Source organism: uncultured Parabacteroides sp. (genome assembly GCF_905196875.1).
In the GTDB taxonomy this organism is placed as follows: domain Bacteria; phylum Bacteroidota; class Bacteroidia; order Bacteroidales; family Tannerellaceae; genus Parabacteroides.
Genome location: NZ_CAJJWO010000009.1, coordinates 16,188 through 38,214, shown reverse-complemented (window position 1 = coordinate 38,214; position 22,027 = coordinate 16,188). Strand labels below are relative to the sequence as shown.

Genomic DNA, 22,027 nt, shown 5'->3' with positions numbered 1-22,027 from the left:
TATAATTAGAAATTCAGGCTGATACCCGCAGAATAAGTCTTTATCAGCGGATAAGAACCTCTCTGTCCACGGCTTTCCGGGTCTGTCAGTTTTTCTTTTGCAAAGGTGAACGGGTTTTGCGCATTCAGATATAACCTGATGTTTGAAATACCTATTTTCTTCAATCCCAGTTGATCGAATGTATACCCTAGTTGGATATATTTCACACGGCAATAACTTGCATTGAAATGCCAGAAATCGGATGTGTGATAGTTGCTGCCGTAAGTTGAATTCGGAGCCATTCTCGGATAGCGTGCACCTGTGTTTTCCGGAGTCCAGTAATCTGTTTGTACTGCTAATGGTGTTTGCCCGTCACCGGACACATTCAGGCCGAATGAATAGGGCTCATTATAGTAAGCATCTACACCGGTAACACCCTGGAATAATATTTCAAAATCCCAGTTCCTGTAAGTCAATGACAGATTGGCAAAATAGTTCAGATCCGGTTGATCGTCTCCACGTATCACACGGTCGTCCGTTGTGATTTTGCCGTCCGGTGTACCGTCGGGACCGGATACATCTTTGTATTTTATATCTCCGGGCTGTTGTCCGTCAAAGATCGTGACTCCTTCCTTTGGAATCCATTTTCCATTGGCATCTTTCGTAAAGTCACTTTCCTGTAGCAGGCCATCTGTCGGATAGACATAATAACTGTTCAACGCATGGCCAACCTCATGGATACGGTCTCCATTGTCGTAAGGAGCTCCGAAAAGAGCTTCGATTTTATTTTTATTTTGTGATAAACCGGCATGAACATTAAATCCGAATGTCTTATACTGTTTGCCATAATTTACATCGAATTCCCATCCCCGGTTTCTTACTTCTCCTGAGTTCAGCGGTGCAGCGCTTATTCCTCCAATGAAAGAAATAGGTGGAATGATGATCATGTCTTTGGTCAGTTTGTCGTAATAGTCGAAAGTGATGGTCCAGTCCCTAAACAGGCGGATGTCAGCTCCGATATTCAACATATTGACTGTTTCCCAGGTGATATCCGGATTACCGAAAACTGTTTCGTTCCCGTTTCCTGCATCGATCAATGTCTGATATTTGTATAATCCGATATTCTCATTACCCAATAATCCGTATGAACCTCGTACCTTGAATTCGTTGATCTGATTTTTTAACGACTTCATAAAATTCTCCTCGTGTAGGTTCCAACCGGCTGCAATGGAGGGGAATACTCCGAATTTATTTCCTTTGCCGAATCGGGAAGAACCGTCACGACGGATAGTTCCCTCCAGCAGATAGCGACGGTCGAATGTATAGTTCACTTTTGCAAAGATAGAAGTCATCGACCAGCGGTCCCAGTCCCCTTGGTTGGTTAACTCCTGATTGTAACCTCCGATACCGAATAAGCGGTGTTTCTTTTTCTCCCAGGTATATTCAGCTGTCGCGCCGATATAATAATAGCTGGACCTGTCTTTGGAGGCTGAATAAGAGGCTCCCCAGGTTTGAAGAAATGCTTCGGAGTTATAATCGAAGAAGTTATAGGCTTTGCGCTCATCCCGTTGTGCGCTACTGCTGATGCGATACGAATATTGTCCTCTGAGGATCAACTTCGGGATCACCTCCCAGCGAGGGGCTATATTGATACTGATATTGTCTTCCAGGTTCGTACGAATACCTCCCCGGTCGAGAATGGCGGCCGGATTACGTTGTTCCGGGCGGTTCCCGTAATACACGATATCGTTACCTTCTTTCATCGGATAGCGGATAACGGTATTAGGTGGCGTAGAATAGATATAAGTAAAAATATCGCCACCATTATCGAATAAAGGTTTTTCCCTGTTTGTCCGGTATGAGTTGAAGTCCATGTTTACAGAGAGATTATCCAACAGGCTGACGGAAGTATTGGCACGGATATTCAGACGGTCTGAATTTGTGTTTTCGACCAGACCGTCATTTTTCAGATAGTTGGCCGTTAATGCGAAACGTGCCAGGTTACCACCACCGGATACAGAAACAGAATGGCTTTGAACAGAACCGTTTTTAAACAGGAAGTCAGTCCAGTCCGTATCAGGATAGTTTACAGGGTCGGAGCCATCTCTGGTTTTGTTGATTGCTTCCTGTGAATAAACCGGGTTTCCTCCGATGTTTATATTCGCAGCGTTTACCATTTCCATATATCCGGCACCGTCAATGAACTCCGGTAGATATGTCGCCTTTTGAATACCATAATATCCGTTGTAAGAAACGTTTACTTTACCGGGTGTTCCTCGTTTGGTTTTTACTACGATTACACCGTTTGCTGCACGTGCTCCATAAATGGCAGCTGCGGCAGCATCTTTCAGTACGGTTACACTTTCGATCGTATTAGGATCGAGGTTATTCATATCCATCGGAACGCCGTCTACCAATACCAACGGATCATTATTGGTCTGTAAGGATGAAACACCTCTGATCTTGATGGTTGCTGCATCTGCACCCGGTAAACCGGAACCCTGTGAAACGGAAAGGCCGGTAATCCCTCCCTGTAAAGCTTGTGACATGGAAGTTACCGGTTTGCTGATCAGGTTGGAGGATACATTCAATGAGGAAATAGAAGATATCGAGTTCAGTTTCTTTTCTTCCGAGAAACCGGTAACGATAACCTCTTCCAATGATTCGATATCTTCCGTCAGGGATACACTCAGGTTACTGATTGCACGGGATACTACGTATTCGTAATTTTTAAAACCCAGGTATGAGAAGACAATGATATCTCCCTTTTTAGCTTTGAGAGAGAAATATCCTCCCATGTCTGAGATCGTACCCAACTGAGTCCCTTTGATGGAGATATTTACGCCGGGAAGGGGGAGTGGTGGTTCGCTTTGTTCAAGGGTTTGTCCCTGAATTGTCCATGAACGCTCGTCATTCACACTGGGTACTGCCGGGGTATTAGTACTTATTGCCTTTTTGGCAATGGCAATATAATCGTCAATCTGCCTGAATGTATATTCACTACCCAGAACGGCTTTTAAAGCCTCTTCTATATTGGACGTTTTCAGGTTGACAGATACTTTTTTATTAGAAGCCAGTTCTTCGTTACTATAGGCTAACTTGATTCCGGACTGCTTCGATATGGCATCGAGTATTTGCTCCATCCGGGCATTCTTAAATGATAGACTTAAGGTGTAGTTTTGTTCAAATATAGATTCGTAAGCAAATATATCTAACGAAATAGTTGATAATGAACAAATAAGTGAAATTAAAAATAAGAATCGTTTTAAGACTTTTTGTGTCTTACAAAAGCCTTCCGATATTCTTTTTTCCATAAATTTGTAATTTACAGGTTAAACAAATGATTTTAATTTTTTGATCTGTGCAGGGGTAGTATCTGATCCATACTACCTCTTCTGTTTTTCCATTGTGTGATTTACGTCATTCTTCCCTCCTTTGCTTTTTGATGTTAATACTATTTCCTGCTTTCTCTAATTTTACATCAGAAGTGAAACTGATCACTTCCAGTATTTGGTCTAATGTCGATTGTCTGTCTATTATTATTGAGAATCGTCTGTATTTCAGGTCTTCTTCTTTATAATTCGGATGGATTTCATACCAACGTTGTAATTTGTCGATGATCTCTTCCAGGGGCGCATCTTTAAAGATGTATTTACCGTCTATCCAGGAAGTATAAAGTTCTGTATTCACTGTTTGAATGTTCGTCGAGTGATTATCCTTGTTATATGTGAATTGTTCGGAAGGGGTAATGGTTTGTTCCTCTCCCTGTTCCGTATGTATGGATACGGAGCCCTCTACAAGCGTTGTATTGATTGTATTGTCCTTTCCATAACAAGAAACATTGAATGAGGTGCCCAGGACTTTTATTTCTATGCCTTTTGTTTTTACAAGAAATGGTTTTTCCGTATTTTGGGCGACTTCAAAAAAAGCTTCTCCGCTAAGAGTCACTTCACGCTTGTCTCCGATGAATTGTTCCGGATAAATAAGTTCCGACTCGGAATTCAGCCAGATACGGCTTCCGTCTTCAAGATGTAACTGGTATGTCCTGCCCTTGGGAATAACCAGGTGATTCTTTAACACTGTCTTTTTATTGGTCTCCTTTTGAGATTCATAAACGAGTTTGTTGTCTTTATCATTTTTAATGGTGACTTGCTCTTGCTCGATTGAAAAAGACTCTTCGCTTAATGCAATCTTCTCTCCGTTTTCAAGGAGTAAGGTCGGCTCATCAAACTCTTTAATGTCTACTTTCTCCATTCGACTCAGGTTATTCTGAGCCGGTTCTGTGTTATACAGGCTTATACCGATGGAAACGATAATTACGATCATTGCCGCATAACTTATCCATACCGGGAACTTGACTGTTCTCTTTTTGTAAACAGTCTGACTGCCCACTATTTGCCAGGCGAGCTCTGTGTCGACTTCCGTCTCTTTGGGATGCAGTGATGTGATCTGAAACAATTGTTTGAACTTAGTATATTCCTTTCGGTTCTCTCCCGATTTCTCAAGCCATTGGGTGAGTATACGATGTTCTGTGTCAGTGGCTTCATCTGCCAAGACAGAAAGGATGATTTGATATATTGTTTCAGACTTCATTTTTCTTCTTTTTCATTATTGACAATCGGAGAAGAAGAAATGGGTAGGAAGAATCAGAAAAAAATTAGAAAAAATAAAAAAGTGAGATGTTTCAATTCTTCACGCATGATGCGGAAAGCTTCCCCTAAGTGGTATTTTACAGTGTTTACAGATATTTCGGAAACTTCGGCTATCTCTTTATAACGTAGTCCGCCGACACATTTCAAGAGGAATACTTTCCGGCATTTATCAGGAAGTTTCTGTAAAGCCAGCTGTACCTCTTTCTGATATAAAAAGTCCTCTTCTTCATTTAGCTGCTCACTCCATTCATCCGTCAGAGTCGCAATGAAATCTTCTTTGATGATCTCTGATTTGTAGTAGTTTATACAGCTGTTCTTTATAGAACGGTAAGCGTATGGAAGAAAGGTTTCCTGGGATATCGAGAGATGTTTTTTCTCCCAGACAGAAATGAAAAATACCTGAACAATATCTTCCCTGACCTGGCTGTCGGCAATATATTTGCCGGCATAATTGCAAAGATGAGAATAATATTCCCGGAATAATTTTTCAAAAATTTGTCCGTCTGCTATTCGCATAAATAATTTGTTCTCTAATAAATTGTGTAATAATCTGTAAGTCTTAGCTACAATCTTTAGCACTGCTGCTTTGAATTTCTATTGAAATCGTAAACTTTTCTTGTACTTTAATTGTGTGTATTTTTATGTTATATGCATTAGTTCTATAAGAACTAATGTTTTTGCTTGAATGTAACTATTTGATAACCAGCGTTTCTTTAATCGGTGAGGAAAACGGCTGTCGAATGAAACTTGTTAGTATACATGATCGTTAACAAAAGAATATTATAAAGTGGGATTATTCTTCAACATTTAACCTATTATATCAAAAATAGACTATATTTGCATCCTGTGGTACATAGTTCTTATAGAACTAATGCAATTTGTTTATGTTTGGGTTATTTATTTGCCTTATGTAAATAGTTGTTGTTTAGGTAATAGTTATAGTATTATTTATTTCTTCATATTCTTTCTCTATGTTTTGGCTGTTTACAGTTTTCTATATTAATATTTTTCAACATTCTAAATAGCTCGTCTGAAAATAAACTATACGAATGTGAATATGTTATCTAAATAGAACCATTTATAAACATATAAGACAATGAAATTTTTTATCGACACAGCGAACCTGGATCAGATTCGGGAAGCAAACGATTTAGGCGTATTGGATGGCGTGACGACCAATCCGTCGTTAATGGCCAAAGAAGGAATTAAGGGAGTAGAGAACCAGCGTGCACATTATTTGAAGATTTGTGAGATTGTGGACGGTGATGTCAGTGCGGAAGTGATAGCGACCGATTATGAAGGGATGATAAAAGAGGGTAAGGAGCTTGCTGCTCTGAATCCGCATATCGTTGTGAAGGTCCCTTGTATCGAAGCAGGAATCAAAGCGATCAAATATTTCAGTGATGAAGGGATCCGCACTAATTGTACATTGGTTTTTTCCCGTGGACAGGCTCTTTTGGCAGCAAAAGCAGGAGCGAGTTATGTTTCTCCGTTTGTAGGGCGTCTGGATGATATTTCCAGTGACGGTATTGAACTGGTGAAAGGTATTGTCGACATGTTTTCCTATTATGCTTACGAAACGCAGGTGCTTGCTGCTTCGATCCGTAGTACACAGCATATTATTCAGTGTATTGAGGCAGGAGCCGATGTTGCAACCTGTCCGCTGGCTGCAATTAAAGGCCTGTTGAAACACCCGCTTACCGATAGCGGTCTGGCGACTTTCCTGGCTGATTATAAGAAGGTGAACGGCTAGATTTGCTTTTGCCAGATATTTGCCATCCTTATGTCAGAACTTTGCCACCCTGTTGGCACTGTCTTGTCATTAGGATGGCAGTCCTCTGCCATTATGATGACAAACTCTTGCCATTCCAATGGCAAAGGTATATTCATCGGAACAAAGCCGGCTGTTCATGTTGTTTTGTGCTTATTCACTCCTTAATACCTTAACCGGATTACCTGATGCGGCCTTGTAGGTATGCCAGCTGACGGTTAGCAATGTGATGAACAGTACGGTAATCCCACCAAGAAGGAAATGGAAGACAGAAATATCTGTATGATATACAAAATTCTCCAGCCATCGGTTAAGCAGAAGCCAGGTGATAGGAATAGCTATGACAAAGGCTATTCCGATCCAGATTACGAACTGTTTGTTCAACAGCAACATGATCTTTAGTGTGTTGGCCCCGTTCACTTTCCGTATGCCTATCTCTTTCGTGCGCTGCTCCGTTGCGTAGAGTGCCATCCCGAACAGACCGAAACAAGTCAGGAATATACTGATCAGCGAATACATGATCATCAGTTCCGCCAGCTCGGTTGTACGGCTGTTACGCTGCATAAACTCTTTATAGACATCCTGGTAAGTGAAATATTTACCCGGGTTCATCTTTTCCCATATTTTTTTGACGGCAGTGATTGTTTGTTGCTGTTCTTTCCCTGTTTTGATCTCTGCAAAAGCATATCTCTTGTCATCATCCTGAATAATGTAAATGATGCTGGGGAAAACTTCTTCCTCCAGTGAATTGGCATACAAGTTCCCGACAATACCGGCTATGATGGCTACCGGTTCCTTTCGGTTTGCCTCATACTCCTTCTGGGTTTCATCGTATTTGCTTAGTTGTCGGTCGACAGGGTTTTCGCCCGGCGGAACCAGAAGATCGACATATTTCTGAGTGATATAAACCGGATTCTGGTATTGTTCGAGGGCTTTGTCAGGATCGATTCCCTGTATGATCTTTATTTTTAATGTTTTCAGATAATCGCGTCCTCCCAGATATTGTGCTTTCATATAATGACTTTCGCTTCCATCCGGGTTCTTGATATCCATAGGAGTTATCCCCATGTTCAGCAGAGGGCCTCCTGCAAGCGTAACATTCTTTACTCCGGGTATTTTTTTGATTTCATGTGCAAAGGCGGGCAAATAAGAATTATCACTTCCCCAATTGCCCACTTCGATCAGTCCGCGATAGCCTTCTCCTCCTTTTTGTATAAAACGGAGCTGGCTGTTTACTGTGAGTGTCGCGATGATCAAACCGATGGAAACAGTGTATTGGGCGATGGAGAGTGCGGTTACGATCCTTCTTTTCTTGTTTCCGGTGAAAAACTCGCGGTAATCGGAGGCCGATAATTTGGATATTTTTCGGCTTATATAGAAGGATGGAATAATAGATAACAGGAGTATGAACAGGACGATAACCGGCAATGCCTGTTTATTAAAAAAGAAAGAGGTCTGGATGTTACCGGAAACGATCGAGTTGAATACCGGGATCAGGTCGTGCGTGATCAGCAGGGATAAAAGGAATGCCGTGATAACGGTCATGAATGTATCGATGAACAGCTGGCGGTTGATATCTCCTTTTGTCGCCCCCATCAGTTTCTCCGTATGGATCATCCGTACTTGTTGCAGCAAGCGGGAAAAGTTCAGATTGATGTAGTTGAAACAGGCGATCAGCAGGATCAGGATGGCAGAAATCAGTCCGACGTAAAGCAATGTTTTCTGGCGGCTGTTCATAAACAGGAAACTTTCTTGCGTATATTTCCGGAAATAGCTTTCCTGTAAAGGATATAACTGGTATTTTCCTTCGGGGACGAATGTTTGTATCCCATCTTTTTTCATTTGCCGGCTGAACTTTTCCGTGTCGACAGACCGGTCGGTCATCAGGAGGCATAAGCCTCCGCCGAATGATTCGCCGGTTCCGGTCACTGCTTCGAATCCGAGATAAGATTGGTCACGCGATTTCAGGACGGCGGCAACCTGATAGGTCGTTTCGTTCTTTTCCTCTACAACCGTACCATCATTCTGCACACGGACCGTTGTATTATTCATACCGGTTGTGATCGTTTGGCCGATCGGATTCTCTTTTCCGAAATATTTTCGGGCGCACTCTTCCGACAAGGCGATCTTATTCGGTTGGGTCAGTGCCTCATTCAGATTGCCGTACAATACTTTGTAAGGGAAGAAACGGGGGAAGGAGGCATCTGCTGTTACTATCGTGATAGGGGCGAAGCGGGTGTTTCCCACCATTATATAGTCCATTCCCATATTATTGAGGCGCAGATAATCCGTCACTTCCGGATATTTTTCTTTTAATTCGCCCGGAATACTGCCGACTGTGTAGCAGACCCGTTCACCGGGTTGGATAGGCGAATCCTGGTCCATCATATAAATAGTTTTCCGTTTCGGATTATCCGCCTCCAGGTTATATTCATGGATGACAAAGACAGCCAACAGGTTAGTACAGGCAATGCCGATTGCTAGGCTGACGATCGATATAAGGGAAAATGTCTTGTTCCGCCACCAGCTTCGCAGGACGAGTTTGAATGCGACTGCTTTCATTTTGTAATCGGTTTATTCGCTCCTTAATACTTTGACGGGATTGCTCGATGCAGCTTTGTAACTGTGCCAGCTGACAGTAAGCAGTGTGATGAACAGGACAAAAAGCCCGCTTATCAGATAGATCCCGATACTTATATCCGTACGGTAGACAAAGTTTTCCAGCCAACGGTTCAAGAGTAACCAGGTGATAGGGATGGCAATGATAAAAGCGGAACTTATCCAGGTGATAAACTGACGGTTGAGCAACAGCATGATCTGCGGGCTAGTTGCTCCGTTCACTTTTCGTACGCCGATCTCTTTGGTACGCTGTTCGGTTGCATAGAGTGCCATTCCGAACAGGCCGAAGCAAGTCAGAAAGATACTGATAACAGAATACATCAACAATAGCCGGGAGAGTTCGGTTGTTTTTTCGTTCCGTTGCAGGAAAGTCTTGTACACATCCCGATAGGTGAAATATTGACCCGGATTTACCTTGTTCCATACTTCCCGTACGGTGGCGAGAGCCTTTTCCTGATTACCGTTGAGGCGTATGTAGATATAATTGAAGGCATTGTCCGGACTGTTGTTGATCTGGATAGTGAACGGGTTCACTTCCTGTTCGAGCGTATTGGTGTATAGATTATCGACAATACCGGCAATGATGGAGACCGGCAGATTGTCAGTGTCTGTGTAGCTTTTGTTGAGATCTTTATCGATGGTATTCAGGGGTTTGCCGATAGGGTCTTCGCCTTTTGTGACCAATAGCTCGACAAATTTTTCGTTGACGTAGACCGGACGTGCATATTTCTCTACCGCCTTGTCGGAAGGAAGCCCTCTTTTCAATTTCAGTTGCAATGCATCCAGAAAATCGGATTCACCGAAATAATTGATTTGCGAGGTGTATTTCTCGTTGCCGTTTTCATTGGTAAGGACAACTTGTTGTATCCAGCTGTTCAGGATAGAACCTCCGGCAATCGATGCCTGGGCTATTTCCGGATGTTTTTTCAGTTCGCGGGCAAAAGGTCGTATGTACGAACCGTCTTCCATCCAGTCGCCTATCTCGATCAGGTTCTTGTAGTTATCTCCTCCTTGGCGGATAAAATGGAGCTGGTCGTTTACCGTCAATGTCGCGATGATCAGTCCGATAGAGATAACGTATTGTATTATGGATAAAGAAGTCACGATCTTTCTCTTCTTGTTTCCGGTAAAAAACTCACGATAGCCGGAACCGGATAATCCGGATATCTTCCGTCCCATATAGGCCGCCGGAACGATGGATAATAATAGGATAAAGCTGCAGATAACGGGTAATGTCTGCCAGTTGAAGAAGAAAGAAGTGTGTAATCGGCTGTTCACTATCGAGTTGAATACCGGAAGCAAGTCATGTGTAATCAGTAAAGAACAAAAGAAGGCAATGATGACTGTCAAGAACGTATCCAGGAAAAGCTGCCGGTTGATCTCCTGCCGGCTGGCCCCCATTAGCTTTTGCGTATGAATCATCCGCACTTGTTGAAGCAGGCGGGAGAAGTTGAGATTGATATAGTTGAAGCAGGCGATCAATAGGATCAGGATGGCAGAAATTAACCCTACATAGAGTAATGTCGGCTGCCGGTAATTGATGAAACGTAGTGTCTGTTGTTCTGAAGTTTGGAAATAGCTTTCCTGTAAAGTTTGCAGATAATAGTTCCCTATATCTCCTTGTAAAGTAGGAATTTTATCTTTCTTTAATTGGGCTTCAAAAGTTTTCCTGTCGATGGCTTTGTTCATGAGTAACAAACAGGGGCCACCATAAAAAGAATCGGATAGTTTAGTGATAGCTTCCACATTCAGAAAAGACTGTTCCCTATCGGCTATGACGGCTGCCACCTGATAAGCATATTCATTGTTTGTACTGCTTTCTGTACTAGTGGCTTTATCCGGAAGATTGAAATAAATAATTTTACCGATCGGATTGGTTTTCCCGAAAAGTTTCCGGGCTGTCTGTTCCGTGAGGGCCAACTTATTCGGTTGCGTTAATACCTCTTTCAGGTTTCCGTTCAACACTTTGTAAGAGAAAAAATCCGGTAGGGATGAATCAACGGATAGAAGGTGGATTGGTGCATACTTGACATGATCGATAGAAATATATTTAGGTGATTCTGCTACCATTTGCAGGATGCTTTCTACTTCCGTGTAATTTTCTTTAAGCATAGGTGGGATGGATCTGTCGGCATACTGCACCTTTTCTCCGGATGCCATCGGCGAATTCTGGTTAAGCATCCAGATACGTTCTTTATTAGGATTCCCGTTTTCTATGCCGTATTCATGGATGGTAAAGACGGTTAACAGGTTTGTACAGGCAATGCCTATCGCCAGGCTGGCAATAGAAATGATGGAGAATGTCTTATTCCGCCACCAACTGCGAAATACAAGTTTTAATGCGACTGGTTTCATAGATTTTATATTGTGTATTTCATGCTGTTCCTTTCAGAATGGCATTTCAAATCTATTCTCTTTCTTTTTGCGGGGCAAGGAATAATCCGAAATAATCAGGGTTCATGGTAAAATTGTCTAAATATTTGACAATGGATCATAGCCGGTAAAAGTATTATCCGGTAACTTTTACATATTTGAAGGTTAAATGTATCTTTGTTGGTATGATAAACGGTAAAATTATAGTAGTGGATGATAATGAGGCAGTGCTTAAAACGTTGCGGGTGATTCTTTCGCGTGAGTTTAAGACGGTTGTCTGTGTCTCGGTGCCCACTTTGTTGCCCGCTTTGCTCCGGGAGGAAGATGTGGATGTTGTTTTGCTGGATATGAATTTCGGTACAGGAAAACAGAGCGGGGGAGAGGGATTGTTTTGGCTGGATCGTATCCGTGAACAAGCTAATCCGCCGGAAGTGATATTGATCACTGCTTTTGGCGATATAGAACTAGCCGTTGCCTCATTGAAGAGAGGTGCGGCAGATTTTATCGTGAAACCCTGGGATAATGAGAAATTATTATCTACCGTCGTAGCGGCCTGGAACGCTCGTTCCGGGAGAAAACAAAATTCCTCTCGAAAGGAATCCGAATTTCTCTCGGAAGAAACTGATCCTGTGGTTACTCTGCTTGTCAACTCCCTTCTTCGGAAATATGCGACAGCCTATGGAAAACCATTTCCCGGTATTACATCCGATGCATTGCATAAATTGTCCGATATAATTCTCAATGGAGATCTCGCTCTTTTGCAGCAGACCATAGAGCGTGCCGTTCTCCTATCCAACTCCTCTTTGTTGGATTGCGATGATTTCTATATGGAAGATCCGGTTCCGGCTTTCCATCCGGTTACGTTGGAAGAGATGGAGAAGCAGTTTATCCGTGAAGTGCTGGCTGATAAAAAAGGAAACCTGACCCTTTGTGCCCAACAGCTGAATATAAGCCGGCAAACGCTTTACAATAAGATGAAGAAATATGATCTTTCTTATTGAAAAGATCTTTTGTTCACTTTACTACGATCATTACATATTGGTTTTCCTGTATTCTTTTGTTATCGAGGATATCCAGTAATTTTTGTTGCTTCGGAGAACCGGTCCGTTCCACACTTTCACGCATTTCCGTCAGGGTACGGATCATATAGAGATAACCGTCTGTTTGACCGTCCGGCCAGAAAGTCATTCCGCCGTCGAGATCGTTGGTAAAGCCTTGTTCCCTACGTGGAAGTACATACGTTTCTCCCTTATCTTTCAGGTAAACGGCCTGGTAGCTTAGTGTCGGTTTATATTCATATTCGAAATTCAGCCAGGAGAGGATCTTCGGGCCTTTTTTCTGGTATATACCCATGAATAAGCCTTTAGGGTTTTCGTATAATGTACGTAGCCACATTTTTTCATCTTTCACGCCTTGCCCTTCCGTGTACTCTGAAAAAATACCAGATTTTCCGAAGTGGATATTATATAACGGAACGACTGTTCGCGGATCGCGTAACTGATATATCGTATCGCAGAAAGGAATCATGAATGTCATTTGATCCTGTGCTTCATTCCAATAGGAGGTCTGGAAAAACGGAATGTTATTCGTCTCTTTTCTCGAGAGTGCCGATTGTTCTTTTAGCTTGAATTTGCAGAGTGTTTCTCCTTCCATATTAAATGTCAGTAAACAATTCGGCATACCATTTGAATCTTCATAATGGCTTAACATATATCCGGAAGAAGAGAATCCGACCAGTTTATCGTTCCCCTGGTTGATTAAATATTTCTTTTCTACTGTTTCCGGGAAAATATACCTGCTGATTGTTAACATCGTATCCAGAGGCGGTAGTTCGACGATCTGCGGATAAAAAGGATCTTTGGTTCCCCTGTTATTCTGATCTTTACCACTCAATGCACAATACATGCGGGAGGTTTTTTTGTCGTAGAACAGGTTATGTCCGTTCATTTCATTATTCCATTTATAGGCCAATGCTTTGAACCCATAACGTTTGCTCGGTTTTCCGTTTTTCCGGTAGTAAATACGCGGATTATTGAATGTCAGAAAGGCATTGCTATCCGGTATTGCAATAGCTTGTGTGACTGTATAATTGCCGTCTCCCACAATATAATAATCTATCTCTGAAGCAATCTGACTGAGTTTTAATGGATTCCTATCTTTGTTGAGTGCTTCTTCGAGGTCTATATGGGTTGGAATAACTGAATTATCGACCTTACCTTCATACTTAGGAGGAGTGACCGGACGGATATTTGTCTCACTTTTTTCTTTACAACTACTTAACACACTGATGTATGCAAGACAGATACAGATAATGGTAAGATAATTTTTCATGGTATCGTTTATTATGATCGCTTCAAAAGTAAATATTATTTATTTCTAAAGCAATTATAGAAGTACGGAAGATTCATATTTTTACGAAAAAATAGTAAATGCCTTGTTGGTTAGATTTTTACTGAAAATAGGGTGTTCTCCCTTCGTTTGCTCCCCTAAATCCGAAAGAGGGAAAGTTTTGGGCAGATATGAAATGTGATCCGGATAAATCGGCCGAGTTGATGGAACGGTATAACGGTATCTGGTTTGGGCCGTATTCAGATAAGAAACATTGGATAACTGTCTATTTAGAGAGTGATGTACCGGATGAATTGATAAAAGAACTGATCGATCACTCTATAGAACAAGTGATTGCAAAGTTGTCAAAAAAGAAACAGCAGGAATATTGGGGGGATTAAAATATCCCCCCTTTTGATTAATATCCTAATTTAAACTCCTGATCGACAGCCGGAACACCTTCGCTCATCCATTGAGGCATCGGTTGGCTGTTTAAGTAGTGCTGGAAGAACTGGAACATACGTTTTTGGAAATCGATACGGTTAGCCAGGCGTAGCGGCCAGTGTATTTCTCCTGTATAATTGAGCATCCATACCGGTTTTTGCAAACGCTTGAGTGCTACAAAATACTCGATCCCCTGATACCAGGGCACATGACCGTCGTTGTCATTGTGCATGATCAGGATAGGAGTCGTTACCTTATCCATATTGAAGAGGGGAGAGTTTTCCATGTATTGCAACGGAGAATCCCATAAGGTACCTCCGATACGACTTTGTCCGTGCTCGTATTGGAAAGAACGGTTCAGTCCTGATCCCCAGCGGATTCCACCGTAGGCACTGAACATATTGACTACCGGTGCACCTGATTCTATGGCAGAGAACAGGTTTGTGCGGGTGGCCAGATAAGCAACCTGATAGCCACCCCAGCTATGTCCCTGTGCACCGATTGCTTTCTCGTTTACATAACCTTTGGCAATCAGAGAGGTGATACCCGGCATAACGCAGTTGAAACAGCTTTCTCCGGGATAACCGTCTACATAACGTACGTCCGGGTTGAAAATGATATATCCGTTGCTGGTATAGAAATGATAATCGATCGTCGAACGATGTGGCTCCGGCATGTGATAAGCGTAAAGGGTTTCCGAATTACGTTCGTAGAAATTTACGATTACCGGATATTTCTTGTTAGGGTCAAAATTTTCAGGTTTGTAGACAACGCCTTCTAACGGTATACCGTCCAGTGATATCCATGAAACCAGTTCCGCTGTACCCCAGTTTATTTGAGCTTGCTGCTCGCCTCCGTTCGTCAGTCGGACAGACTTCTTGAAGGTCAGGTCAGACAGGCGGACATCTGGATATTGTTCGAATGTTTCAGAGGTGTAGATCACGGCATCGGCTTCTTTCGCTTTTACCGGAGTTTTCAACATGAAGTTACCGGCCAGCAATGTTTTGGGAATGGCCGGAGTCGAAAAGCGGGCATTGTAGTATCCTGTACCTTTGGTCTTTTCGTTGAAAGCCAGTAATAACTGAGATTCGGCTAAATCGATGAATTTCTTTTCCTTATCCAATCGGACTACTCGGTAGGATAACTGTTCTTTGCGTCCGTTTACAGTGAGGTTGACAGGAGAAGTCAGGGCTGTAGGATCGAATTTCCAGATGTCGTAACGATCATAGATCAGCAGAAAGCGGTCGCCGGCTGTCCATCCTGCCAGTCCGTGTGGGGAGGGATAGTCGGGAACATCATTATCTTCATCCCAGGCCGCAAAAGATTTGGGAGTTGTCAGACGGTATTCTTTACCATCGTTTATCGAACGCGTATACCATGAACTATCCTGGGCACAATACCAGTAAGCAAATGCTCCTTCCGGCGAAAGACGCATACTGGTATTTGCCGCTTGTTTGATCTGTTGGCGGTTTCCCGTTTCTAGGTTCACCGTATAGATATCGTAACGGCTTCTTCCTTCCCACATCTGTTCGGTGCCATAAGGCAGATTGGTCGACAGTAATGCAATTGGGGCATCTCCTTCTGCTGCGATCTGAAGATCAGGTATTTCTATGTTTGCCAGTTGGATCGATTTGTTATCGTTGATGTTATATACGGCTGCATACGTTTTTTTCAGGTCCTTTTGCTTGTTATATACCTGTTGGGTGTACTGTACCGCTTCATCCCATTTCCATATCTGTACATCAGGACGGTTTTCAGCCAGTATAGTCGTGTCTTTCTGTTGGGGAGCCGGTGCAGTACCGAAAAAAAGCCGTTCGGCATTTTTTGAAAAGCGGAGGTCGCCATTCTCGCTGATTACCCAACCGTCAGGAATAAAACTTTGTTTGCGGTCTGCAACCAGGCGGGCAGGTATATTGTTCTCGGACAGATACAGGGAACATTGTGTGCTGATGGAATCTTTGTCCGGACTATGCAGGAAAGCGATTTTGCTTCCAGCTTCATCAAATGTTACTTTTTTGATGACTCCTTTTCCTTCGAAGATCAATGAGCTACCTTTGTCGGGAGTAAAAGTGGACAGGGTGGAGTCGGTTGTATAATATAAGATATTTCCTTTTTTAGCGAAACCGAACTCTTTGACGTCGGCCAGCAGTATCTCTTTGGCTCCATCTAGTGGACGGACGTGCAATACGCTATCAGATTTACTGCTCCTTTTGTAAGCGATCCAGTCTGCTGTCTCAGATAATTTGTATGATTTTAAAGAATCGATCGACTCCTTCTTATCCGGAAGGTTAAAGATAATCAATTCGTCGGCGGGCATCTCTTCCTCTTTTACTTTCTTTAGTTTTAATGCTTCTACAGTTTCCAGTTCCGGCTTTTTGGTGACCAGCAGATAACGGGAAGAAGCAGAGAATTCGGCGTGTCCGGCAGGACGAAAAGATGCGGTCATTTCTCCTTTGGCGTTATAAACCAGTATACTGGCATCCCCTCTCCAGGGTTCCATTTTGCAGGCAACCCATTTCCCATCGTGTGAAATAGTCTGTTCAGTGATCCGCTTCCAGCTAACCATCTCGTCGAATGTCATTGCCTTTTTGGCCTGCTGCGCAGAGAGTGTGCAATAAGCACTCAGGCAGATTAAAAATGCCAATTGTTTCAGATTCCTCATATGATCGATTAAGTATGTTATGTTTATGAATGCAATATTACGAGTTTTTAGTTTTACTACAAAAAAAGCGGGGACCTTTACCGGGTCTCCGCCTTCATAAAATGTGATATTCCGAATTTTATTTTTTCAATTCATCTTCGATCATCTCTTTCATCTTCTCTACTCCCATAAAACCTACCTGGAAATGAACCGGTGTTCCGTCTTTTGACAGGAGCATATAAGAAGGTACGCCATTGATGCCGAATTTCTTTCCCCAGAAATCCCATTGGTCGGAAGTTACGCGATAGTGTTCACCTTTAATATCCGGGATCATCTGCTCCCAAGCACCTTTAGGCGAGTTTTCTCCGGCAAGATAAAGGAATACCACGTCTTTTCCTTCAAACTCTTTCTTTACAGGCTCTGATTGTTGCATAGCCATACGACAAGGGCCGCACCACGTTGCCCAGAAATCAACGAATACAACTTTTCCACGGTAAGGGGTTGTAATGGCATTGAATAGTTCTTCTGCAGGGATATCTGCGATATTAACCCGGTCGACCGTATAGCCGGATTTCTTTTTATTTTCTTCGATAGTCTGCTTAAGTTTGTTATTCATCGTTGTCAGTATGTTTTTAATGACAGGCGATATTTTATCCGCCTGAGCCAGTTCTTTGTCGGTAAGCGGTTTGAATTCCTGGATAGGACGTGCCAGTCTTTGAGCTGCTATCAGGTCGAACAGGCTGCCTTTGTCTGTGCCCATTAATTGGGCAAGATCTGCTGTATTGTCCGGGAATTCTTTTATTCCTTCCGGAAGAGGCTGTCCGGAGATATTTGCATATTGGAGGCTTCTTATAATGTTACTGTAATAAGGAGCGTATAATCCGATGGGATCGTTAGGAACCAGGCGCGGAACAAAGTCATAATACCCGGCAGTGATAACCGGTTGTACGAATCCAACCGCTGCCGAGTCACGCGGAATATTGTTGGCTTTCCGGTAGGCATATTCCAATACATAGTAACCCATTAATTGCATTGCTGTCTCCATATCGGCATTCAACACCAGAATTTTACGATATGCATCACTGATATGCGGATATTTATCGAGCTCTTTCAGACCTTTTTCTCTACGGTCCAGCCAGTACTGTTTGAACTGATCGATGTTCATGGTGGCTACATCCTTAAACATTTGATCGTAATCTTCCTGTGAACTGATGCCTACCGGCAGACCATGTAGCGGCCCATTGCATACTTCATTGTTTAATGCAGCCAAAGCACCACTGAAATAATATTTCTCTCCCAATGACGGTTTATCTTTCTGTAGTTTTGATTGTGCCCGGCATATCTCAGGGAAGTTTATTTCGACAGAAGTCGTTTCTCCCGGTTTCAAGTAGACCGGAACCTGCATGAAATTGGCTGATATATTAACCACTGAGATATGGTTAAGAGGTAGTTCCAATGTGAAATCTCCCTTATTGTCTACCGATATTTTATTTTCATCCACATCACCGGTCACCGGGTTATAAGCCCATGTAGATCCCTGTAATTTCATTTCCGGCCGGAAGCCTGCGATTTGGCCTTTTAGTGTGGCGATACCGGATTTCAGTTCCGGAGTCTCCAGAACAGGAGACTCTTTCGGGTTCTTTTTACCTGCAAGAGGTGAAAAAGCCGGTTTTCCATCCAAATGGATTCCCCAGATGCTGAATGAGCCTTCGAAATCTCCTTCGGTGAAATCGACAGTCGTTGTATTTTCAGGTAGCGGTGGGAAGATCATCTGGAAAGAATACGTACCCGATTCCGGCATCCATATTTCTTTGTCCGGTTCCATGCCGACGCCCGACAGGATTTTGTATTGTTTCCCATCTGCTTGCAGATAGCTGTCTTTAGCGATCTTTATCCAGTTGTGGGGACGATAAAATGCGTCGATATAGACTGTTGTAGCCGTGTCGTTTAATACGATCTTTTGAATTTCGATAGAAGTGGAACTCCATGCGTCAAATGCCGGTAATTCTACTACTCTTTCTTTAGCTTGTATCGTTGTACAATAAAGGAGTACAATGAGTAATGATAGGATTTGCTTCATACCTGTAGAATTTAATTTGTGTTTAAAATAGTATGTTTAATGTTTTTTGATCGGAAATATATGTATATAAAACTGTAAATCATAATAATTACGATAAAATCGTAGATAAATAACGTTTGTTGTCAGAGTATCTCCGAATTTTAATATTTGGAAACTTTTCCACCTATTTTTTATCCAGTAATGTTTCTATTGCTTTTTTCAGGGACCCCGGGCCGTATCCGCTCCACTGCTTTAAAACAATACCTTCCGGTGATATCCATATATAAGCAGGAATACCTCTCACATTATATCGGGCAGCAAATCCTTGAAATCTTTTTCCACTGTTATACTCTTCGCCGCCATCCCAAAGGCTAGGCCAGGTAAACCCTTTTACTTCCGTTCCTTTTCGAAAAGAGTATCTGTGAATATCCAGATTGATACTGACAATAGTAAACCGGTCGCTATATCTTTCATAGATATCTTTTAACTCCGGCATCGATCTGACACATGGGCCACAGTCTCCAGCCCAAAAATTGATTAACAGATATTTTCCCAGGTATTCCGAGATCATATGGTATTGCTTAAGAGTATCCTGTAAAAAGGTATCTGGCATATATTCTCCAATAGTAACGATCGGAGGACCAAAATTAGGCGTTGCCGAACTGTTTGTTTTCTGTGCTTGCAGGTTACTTATGAAATAGATACATAAGATTAGTAAGAATATAATTTTCTTCATGCAAAACGGATTTTTGTAGAAAAAATATCATAGATAAATATGCTGATTTTATTTTAGAAAGATAGTGTCGATATATTTTATACATACCGGCACTATTTTTCTTATATCGAGGGATTATACAACAGATTCCGTTACAACCTGTCCGTCGAACAGATTAATGATGCGTGAAGCATATCCGGCATCGTGCTGACTGTGGGTTACCATTACAATAGTAGTTCCTTCTTTATTCAACTCACTAAGCAGGTTCATTACTTCCTGGCCATTCTTACTATCCAGGTTACCGGTAGGTTCATCGGCAAGGATCAGTTTAGGGTTGGCTACTACGGCGCGGGCAATGGCCACACGTTGTTGCTGACCGCCGGATAACTGCTGGGGAAAATGTTTCTCGCGGTGAACGATAGCCATACGTTCCATCGCCTCTCTTACCTTTTGTTTTCTTTCGGTGGCCGATACGCCCATATAAAGCAATGGAAGTTCGATATTTTCGTATACGTTAAGTTCGTCTATCAGGTTGAAACTCTGGAATACGAAACCGATAATTCCTTTACGAAGTTTAGTTCGCTGTACTTCGGTATATTTGGATACTTCCGTTCCGTTCAGGTAATACTCACCGGCTGTCGGGTTATCCAGCAGGCCGAGAATGTTCAATAGTGTAGACTTACCGCAACCGGAAGGCCCCATGATTGCAACAAACTCTCCCTCCTTCACTTCAATATTCACTTTATTCAAGGCCCATGTTTCCACTTCTTCTGTGCGGAAAATTTTCTCTAATGCTACTGTTCTTATCATGAGTAAAAGATATTTAATTTGCCAGAGAAAGAACAAATGTTGTGCCACGTTTGTAAAATATTGGTATATAATAAGATGTATGCTTTTGTCTTATTGGTGTTTGTGCATATCCGCACGAATTCAGTTCGGAAACGCACATAAATAATATCGAATAAGTTTAATAAGTGAAAATATCAGAATGTAAAGATAAACAGATGTTTTGTATTACTTTTGATGTGTTAAAATATATTACTATTGCGACTAATTGTTTTTAGTCTTAATATTAATCCCTATTAGTCGCTATACTAATATCATTTTGATAGTTAGAAAAAGATGGATCAGCGGAATCTATTCCGGCGGAAAAGGCTATCGTGTGTTTTTTCGGACTAAATATATTGTCCCTGTTACTTTTAAATGGTAACAGGGCATTTATAATATATCCTCATACAAATTATATAACCTTTTCCGAAGGAATAATACCGCATATCTTTTCCGGGATATCAACGTGTTGACCGGTATTCCGGTCGATTCGGAGATCTCTTTGAACGGTATGCCTTCCAATTCTGTCAGTTCGAAAACGGTTCTTTGCTCATCCGGTAATTCGAGTAGGGCGTTTTCCAGTTCTTCCCAAACCATCGCACGGAGATAATCCATTTCCGGCGACTGATCTTCATCCGGCATCAGTTCGGACAGTTCCTTCAGGAAGGTACCATCCTCATCATATCCCGAAAGATAAGGCATTTCTTCCTCCCGGTGCTTGCGACTGCGATCGATGATTTGGTTACGGGCAACGGAATAGAGCCAGGCGGAGATTTGTTCGATCGGATTGTCTGCCTGGTCGTTCTTCATAAACTGGTAAAATACGTTTTGCAGGATATCTTCGCTGTCTTCTTTGGATGAGACACGCCGGGCTATAAAACCTCGCAGCTGTGCCTGGTATTTCTTGAAGATATCCGCAATGCGTACACTCCGTTCCTCATTCGGGAGGGGCTTGTTTGAATGCTCCATCATTCCGGTTTATTGTCGGAACCGGGGTGCTGCATTCCGTTCCTGCCGTTGCGGAATTCTGCCATGTGGCGGCGTATATGTTCCCGGCGTTCTTCCCACGGCATATTTCTCATTTGCTCATGGAAGCGTTCATGCTCTTCCCGGCTACCCCAAAATGCACCCGGGTGATGTCTGAAGTGTCCGAAAGGGCCGAACTTCCCGAAGCCACCGAACAAGATGCGGGTCAGCACCATGAAGCCCAGCGCCTGCCAGTAGTTGATAACCGACCAGCCGATAACAGCTGGGATCAAAAGGTTCCACAGGTACATAACAGCCAGACCGGCTAGTGTAAACAGGGCGATAAAAAATAATATGGCTAATGCTCCTCTTAGTTTTCCTGAATTTCTCATTGTGATTTGATTTTTAATGTTGTTTTTTACTCTGTTATTAATTCGATAGCATGGGTATTGCAAACATTTACACAGTTGCCACATCCTACGCAATTATCCGGATTGATAACGGTAGCGTAGCTACAGTTACCGTTGTTCACCATCTTCAATACATCTCTCCGGCATCTCTTTACACAATGCCCGCATCCGCTACACTCGTATGCAAAGACTTGTAAAGATATTACTTCTTTTCTCTTTCTTCCGAACATTTTCTGTTTCCA

General features: G+C 42.4%; 15 protein-coding genes and 1 pseudogene. 3 read left to right on the top strand and 13 right to left on the bottom strand.

Features of this window, described 5'->3' with window-relative positions; all coding sequences use genetic code 11:
• Positions 1 to 5: 5 nt before the first annotated feature.
• The 3 genes from QZ076_RS05280 to QZ076_RS05270 all read right to left on the bottom strand — a co-directional run bounded on the left by QZ076_RS05280 (position 6) and on the right by QZ076_RS05270 (position 5,147).
• Positions 6 to 3,122, bottom strand: coding sequence for a TonB-dependent receptor (locus tag QZ076_RS05280; RefSeq protein WP_293710956.1), 3,117 nt, complete (start codon positions 3,120 to 3,122; stop codon positions 6 to 8).
• Between the two features lie 277 nt (positions 3,123 to 3,399).
• Positions 3,400 to 4,572 carry a FecR family protein gene (locus QZ076_RS05275; protein ID WP_293710954.1) on the bottom strand — a complete coding sequence of 391 codons (1,173 nt, stop codon included), beginning with the start codon at positions 4,570 to 4,572 and terminating at the stop codon, positions 3,400 to 3,402.
• 53 nt (positions 4,573 to 4,625) lie between these two features.
• Entirely contained in the window at positions 4,626 to 5,147 is a 522-nt protein-coding gene (locus QZ076_RS05270) for an RNA polymerase sigma-70 factor (protein ID WP_293710952.1), read from the bottom strand.
• A gap of 580 nt (positions 5,148 to 5,727) precedes the next feature.
• On the opposite strand from QZ076_RS05270, the gene fsa reads away from it, so the two are divergent.
• A complete protein-coding gene (gene fsa, locus QZ076_RS05265) occupies positions 5,728 to 6,384 on the top strand; it encodes a fructose-6-phosphate aldolase (RefSeq protein ID WP_293710951.1) in 657 nt (218 codons plus the stop codon).
• Between the two features lie 171 nt (positions 6,385 to 6,555).
• Here fsa and QZ076_RS05260 read toward each other — a convergent pair whose 3' ends face one another.
• Both QZ076_RS05260 and QZ076_RS05255 read right to left on the bottom strand, forming a co-directional pair.
• On the bottom strand, positions 6,556 to 8,964 hold the full coding sequence (locus QZ076_RS05260) for an ABC transporter permease (protein WP_293710949.1): 2,409 nt from the start codon (positions 8,962 to 8,964) through the stop codon (positions 6,556 to 6,558).
• A gap of 12 nt (positions 8,965 to 8,976) precedes the next feature.
• The gene (locus tag QZ076_RS05255) at positions 8,977 to 11,376 is read right to left on the bottom strand and encodes an FtsX-like permease family protein (protein ID WP_293710947.1); all 2,400 of its coding nucleotides are present in this window, start codon (positions 11,374 to 11,376) and stop codon (positions 8,977 to 8,979) included.
• Between the two features lie 203 nt (positions 11,377 to 11,579).
• Between QZ076_RS05255 and QZ076_RS05250 the strand changes: the two genes are divergently transcribed.
• Complete coding sequence (locus QZ076_RS05250; protein WP_293710945.1) at positions 11,580 to 12,395, top strand: response regulator; 816 nt, start codon at positions 11,580 to 11,582, stop codon at positions 12,393 to 12,395.
• A gap of 13 nt (positions 12,396 to 12,408) precedes the next feature.
• Here the strand turns inward: QZ076_RS05250 and QZ076_RS05245 are convergent, their stop codons facing one another.
• Entirely contained in the window at positions 12,409 to 13,725 is a 1,317-nt protein-coding gene (locus QZ076_RS05245) for a DUF4933 domain-containing protein (protein WP_293710943.1), read from the bottom strand.
• Between the two features lie 146 nt (positions 13,726 to 13,871).
• Here QZ076_RS05245 and QZ076_RS05240 point away from each other — a divergent pair.
• Positions 13,872 to 14,123 (top strand): annotated as a pseudogene (locus QZ076_RS05240) (MmcQ/YjbR family DNA-binding protein); the annotation flags it as partial.
• A 17-nt stretch (positions 14,124 to 14,140) separates the two neighbouring features.
• Here QZ076_RS05240 and QZ076_RS05235 read toward each other — a convergent pair.
• From QZ076_RS05235 to QZ076_RS05205, 7 genes are all read right to left on the bottom strand, one after another.
• Positions 14,141 to 16,828, bottom strand: a complete 2,688-nt coding sequence (locus tag QZ076_RS05235; RefSeq protein WP_293710941.1) for a prolyl oligopeptidase family serine peptidase — start codon at positions 16,826 to 16,828, stop codon at positions 14,141 to 14,143.
• A 118-nt stretch (positions 16,829 to 16,946) separates the two neighbouring features.
• Positions 16,947 to 18,887, bottom strand: a complete 1,941-nt coding sequence (locus QZ076_RS05230) for a TlpA disulfide reductase family protein (RefSeq protein WP_293710939.1) — start codon at positions 18,885 to 18,887, stop codon at positions 16,947 to 16,949.
• 163 nt (positions 18,888 to 19,050) lie between these two features.
• Positions 19,051 to 19,602, bottom strand: a complete 552-nt coding sequence (locus QZ076_RS05225; RefSeq protein WP_293710937.1) for a TlpA disulfide reductase family protein — start codon at positions 19,600 to 19,602, stop codon at positions 19,051 to 19,053.
• A gap of 114 nt (positions 19,603 to 19,716) precedes the next feature.
• Positions 19,717 to 20,409: an ABC transporter ATP-binding protein gene (locus tag QZ076_RS05220; protein ID WP_293711071.1), complete on the bottom strand. Its 693-nt coding sequence runs from the start codon at positions 20,407 to 20,409 to the stop codon at positions 19,717 to 19,719.
• A 390-nt stretch (positions 20,410 to 20,799) separates the two neighbouring features.
• A complete protein-coding gene (locus QZ076_RS05215) occupies positions 20,800 to 21,378 on the bottom strand; it encodes a sigma-70 family RNA polymerase sigma factor (protein WP_293711069.1) in 579 nt (192 codons plus the stop codon).
• Positions 21,378 to 21,767, bottom strand: coding sequence for a hypothetical protein (locus QZ076_RS05210; protein WP_293710935.1), 390 nt, complete (start codon positions 21,765 to 21,767; stop codon positions 21,378 to 21,380). Before QZ076_RS05210 ends, QZ076_RS05215 begins: the two co-directional genes overlap by 1 nt.
• 26 nt (positions 21,768 to 21,793) lie before the next feature.
• Entirely contained in the window at positions 21,794 to 22,015 is a 222-nt protein-coding gene (locus QZ076_RS05205; protein WP_293710934.1) for a 4Fe-4S binding protein, read from the bottom strand.
• Positions 22,016 to 22,027: the final 12 nt, after the last annotated feature.